Consider the following 3,958-nt stretch of genomic DNA (forward strand, 5'->3'; position numbering starts at 1 on the left):
ACTTGCGCAGATTACGGACCTCCAGGAGCTGCTCTCGCACCGTCGAAGAATTCGGATTCACGCTAACTTCCCTTTTCGAGGTGAGAAATCCCCTTATGCTGGTTGACGCCGGTGAATCATTCAATTGATCTTTTTGCTACTTCATGTGAATCTCGTTCACAATATTCACGGCGGAGGGATCGTTTAGCGGGTTCCGAGTAATAAAGATGTCGGAAGCAACATGGCTGAAGGCCGGCTACGAGACCTACGTATCCACCAATGCCAATTCGGTGAATTCTGCTCACGTGTAAAATGCGACATTCACTTGTTATCGATTGCTCGGAGGCGTCTGTTAAGAGCCAACGATCGACAATGGAAAGGCTATCCCATGGGCATCTCTGTGCCGCTCAACGGCGAAGTTGCCTTGGTCACTGGTTCAACTAGCGACATCGGGCTTTCAATCGCTCGAATGCTTGCAGCAAACGGTGCGGGTGTAGCGCTGAACGGTTTCGCTTCGCCCGACGAAGTCGGCCAGATCACGAAGAGCATCACCGAACAGACCGGCCGAACTATCACGCATTTCGGTCATACCTATCTGATATGACCGAGGCGAGCGAGATGGTAGCGGCTGTTACAGCCGAGTTGGGAAAAATGGATATTCTCATCAACAATGCTGGTGCAGTACCAAGCAATAATTGATGAGTTCCCAACGAACAGTGGCAGCGCCTCCTCGCGATAAATCTAACCGCAGCCTTCGCTACGACGAGAGCAGTTTGGCCACAGATGAAAGAGCGGGGATGGGGCCGCATCGTTAACACGGCATCAACGCTCGCCTTTACCGCCGAGACCAGAAAATCCGCATATGTAGCCACCAAACATGGCGCCCTCGGGCGCGCAGCTCGTATCACCTGCAACGCAGTTTGCACAGCTTGGGTACTGACGCCGAGCTTCGACCCGGTAAGCCGAAGGGTGGGCAAATGTACACCTGAAATAATCCAGTCCTTCAAATCTTGGGGCAGTCCACCACCTGATGCCATCGCGAAGCTTACCATCGGACGTAAGCAACGACGATGTCTGACGAGGGCGGCTCGACACCACCCGTCTTTGATTGCGCGAATTATACCTAGATCTCGGGGGACCAAGTGACGCATATCGACTTTAACAGTGATCTTGACGAAAGTTTCGGTCCTTGGCTCATGGGCAAGAATGTGTCGAAGTTGTCGCTCGTCACCAGCACCAACTTCACGTGTGGCTTTCATGCTGGTGACCCGGCAGGCATGCCTCAGCCCCAAACTAGGCATTGCGTCTCGAAGTTTCGGCCGCCGCCCACGTCGCCTATCTCGATCTTGTCAGCTGTCGCCGACGCAACATGGATCCTTTAAGCGAGAAGTTCATTGGCGACACGATCTATCAAATGGGAGCCTTGCAGGGATTTGCGAAAGCCGCAGGCGCGAGGGTTCGATATGTGAAGCCGCATGGGGCACCGTACAGTACAATCGCACAAGAGGCGCGCAAAGTGGACGATGCCCTCGCCGCCATCAAGGCAGTTGATAGCTGGCCCGGTGACTATCTGGTGCACTTCGCGGAACTTGAGCTTCTCGGCTCCATGTCTGCATGCCCGAAGGTCATTGCTCATCGGAGCACTCCTCCGACACTGCTGCCTGCTACAATGTAGTTGCCGAAGTGCACAAGGCGAAACGTCTTCCGCATTTATGGCAGATGCCCCTGTGAAGGACTATGACCGTTGTCACGGCGAAGCCTCCGATTGACGTCCCACTACGGGATACGTGCATTGTTTCTGGACAACCGGTGACTGGTCTCGACGGACTCGTTCCTGACAGAGTGCCGTTCCGCTTGGTTATCCCAAGCTGACCAAGCTGTCGCCGAGCAAGGCTCTGCGACAGCCCTCCATGCCCGAAATTCCGCCCGGAATAAACATTCGGTCGAGCGGCGAATTTAGGATGAGAAAGGACCGTCCGGCGAGAAGCTTGCGGCCTGTTCGAGCCGCATGCCGACATCATCGTCAAGGGTAAACTTCTTGCGCAGGATCGGTTGCTCAACAGCGTTAAAGCCATGCAATTGAAAGACATGTTTTGACGTGTCCATGCCAATACGGATAATCTCGTCTACGGACGGCTCCCTTTGCTTGAGTTCACAACGACTCACTCTGGCACATTTTCGATGCCGTTCGGGGGCCGTCCACCCCAACAGAAGCAGAATCGTTCGGTCAGGATCGTGGCGCAGCGAACCTTGAGCCTGATAATCGATGTCGAAGGGGCTAGCTTGGCAAAAACGATGCCCAGGACTTCCAGACGTCATCGCATCAGGATCTTGCTTCGCTCCTTTGGTGTACAGAATGAGATGAATGCGCTACGGAAGCCGACAGAAAACTCGGATATTCGGTGTTGTAGATCTTCACCTGAACAACAGAGAGTCAGCGATGCTCTCCTCATTCCCCGCTCCTCCTGCCCCGAATTGAAGTTCTTCTCCCATAGCAGGCCAATCGTCAGCCGCCGTCGGCTGCCCTTCTGGATCAGGCGCCGCGAATTCAAGCTTAAAGCGGTGAAGTTGGTAAGGGAGCGCGGGGTCAGCGTAGCGCAGGCGGCTCGCGATTTGGATGTTCATAAAAGTGTCCTGCGCAAATGGGTCAAGAAATATGGTGCTTATCCGACGCAGGCCTTTCCCGGCCATGCACAGATGAAGGCGGAGCAGGCTGCGCCGTAAGGCCGCGAAGCTTAGGACGGAGAGCGCGATTTAAAAAGGCCGCGGCTTACTTTGCAAAGGACGCGATATGAAGTTTCGCCTTTATTGCAAGCCCCGCTCGATCTGGCCGGTGGCACGGCCGCGCTCGCGCTTCATGGATGCTGGGCTCGCGATCTCTGCCGAAGCCGGTTATGATGCCGCGCAGGCACCGTCGCGTTCCTGCTCTCCCGCTCGCTCATCGAGGTCAATACACGCAGGTCGAACATGTGGTGACGGACGAGACGGCGCGGTGTCGACATCGAGCAACTATGCAGCGCAGATGGTCTGCCGCTGTCAGTCACAGAAACGCCCTCCACGACGCGGCCGTGCGTTCGAGTTCCGCATCAATGCTGAAGATCCGACCCTGGCTTCTGTCGACCTCTGGCCTGATCAACCAATTCCGCGCTCCGTCCGATGACGGCATTCGGCTCAACTCTGACGTCGAGACTGGCTCCAGAAGCCGGGGGGTGGAGCATGCAAGCCGATCGTCTGGCCAGGCTGTTAGACGACCCACTCTAACCAATCCGGCTGCGGCAAAGAACTGTGGCTTTGTTGACCCGATGTCCGCCCACACACCTGCTAAGACCATTCCGATCGCTCCACCAGCACTCATTACCGCCGAAAGCCATTCCTGCCCTTTCGACGTTCGAACGGGTGGAAGTGCAAGGTCAATGTGGTGGCAAGTTCCATGGTTTCGCGCCAAGAGGAGCCCCGCTTACCGTGCTATCTGCGGCAACCGCAGCGAATATGGGCCGCAAAACCGACCCCGGAGTTGAAGTCGCTTGTGCCATGGAGGCGAGGGCGATGTCCATCTGACCGCAACCTACTGACATCGCCGCCGCGACAAGGGCAACGAGTAGCAGACCCAGACGAATAAAGACTCCGGTCCGCGTAATGGCTGTCTTCTCACCACGGGTGCTATCAACCGGAGACAACGAATATCCCACCCCTTCGAGTACGAGAAATAGGCATGTCGCGATCACCGGCACTGATGGACCAGAATCATACAAGCCACCAACAATAGAAGCGCCTGTTATGAAGAAAGCCACAACCGCAACGGCATCAAGCGCATAGGGTGCCGCCAGTACAGTGGGACAGTTCGGAATAAGGGCCCCCATGCCACCCGCATCGTCGGAGTGATAGGCGCACTTGGAGCTGGACGCCAAGCCAGCTTAACGTAAGCGCTATTTTCCCCGCGCGTTGACGCCTGCGCTTTCGACGGAGGGCCTTTCGAATT

At 55.9% G+C, this 3,958-nt stretch carries 4 protein-coding genes and 1 pseudogene; 4 read left to right on the forward strand and 1 reads right to left on the reverse strand.

The window, feature by feature from the left end; translation table 11 throughout:
* Nucleotides 1–367 precede the first annotated feature (367 nt).
* From CO676_RS33970 to CO676_RS37130, 3 genes are all read left to right on the forward strand, one after another.
* Nucleotides 368–583 (forward strand): hypothetical protein, encoded by a 216-nt coding sequence (locus CO676_RS33970; protein ID WP_097524280.1) that lies wholly within the window; start codon nucleotides 368–370, stop codon nucleotides 581–583.
* Between the two features lie 592 nt (nucleotides 584–1,175).
* Nucleotides 1,176–1,361 carry a LamB/YcsF family protein gene (locus tag CO676_RS37125; RefSeq protein ID WP_348628096.1) on the forward strand — a complete coding sequence of 62 codons (186 nt, stop codon included), beginning with the start codon at nucleotides 1,176–1,178 and terminating at the stop codon, nucleotides 1,359–1,361.
* Nucleotides 1,280–1,654, forward strand: a complete 375-nt coding sequence (locus tag CO676_RS37130; RefSeq protein WP_348628095.1) for a LamB/YcsF family protein — start codon at nucleotides 1,280–1,282, stop codon at nucleotides 1,652–1,654. The genes CO676_RS37125 and CO676_RS37130 overlap by 82 nt, the downstream gene beginning before the upstream one ends.
* Before the next feature lie 281 nt (nucleotides 1,655–1,935).
* Here CO676_RS37130 and CO676_RS35655 read toward each other — a convergent pair whose 3' ends face one another.
* On the reverse strand, nucleotides 1,936–2,298 hold the full coding sequence (locus tag CO676_RS35655; protein WP_179875772.1) for a hypothetical protein: 363 nt from the start codon (nucleotides 2,296–2,298) through the stop codon (nucleotides 1,936–1,938).
* A gap of 201 nt (nucleotides 2,299–2,499) precedes the next feature.
* Here CO676_RS35655 and CO676_RS36715 point away from each other — a divergent pair.
* A pseudogene (locus tag CO676_RS36715) lies at nucleotides 2,500–2,818 on the forward strand (transposase); the annotation flags it as partial.
* Nucleotides 2,819–3,958 lie beyond the last annotated feature (1,140 nt).

This window comes from Sinorhizobium sp. BJ1 (assembly GCF_002531555.1).
Classification (GTDB): domain Bacteria; phylum Pseudomonadota; class Alphaproteobacteria; order Rhizobiales; family Rhizobiaceae; genus Sinorhizobium; species Sinorhizobium fredii_B.

Bases quoted from the DNA above. Each gene is read 5' to 3' on its own strand.
- CO676_RS33970 (WP_097524280.1), top strand. From the start codon at position 368: ATGGGCATCTCTGTGCCGCTCAACGGCGAAGTTGCCTTGGTCACTGGT.
- CO676_RS37125 (WP_348628096.1), top strand. From the start codon at position 1,176: ATGGGCAAGAATGTGTCGAAGTTGTCGCTCGTCACCAGCACCAACTTC.
- CO676_RS35655 (WP_179875772.1), bottom strand. From the start codon at position 2,298: ATGACGTCTGGAAGTCCTGGGCATCGTTTTTGCCAAGCTAGCCCCTTC.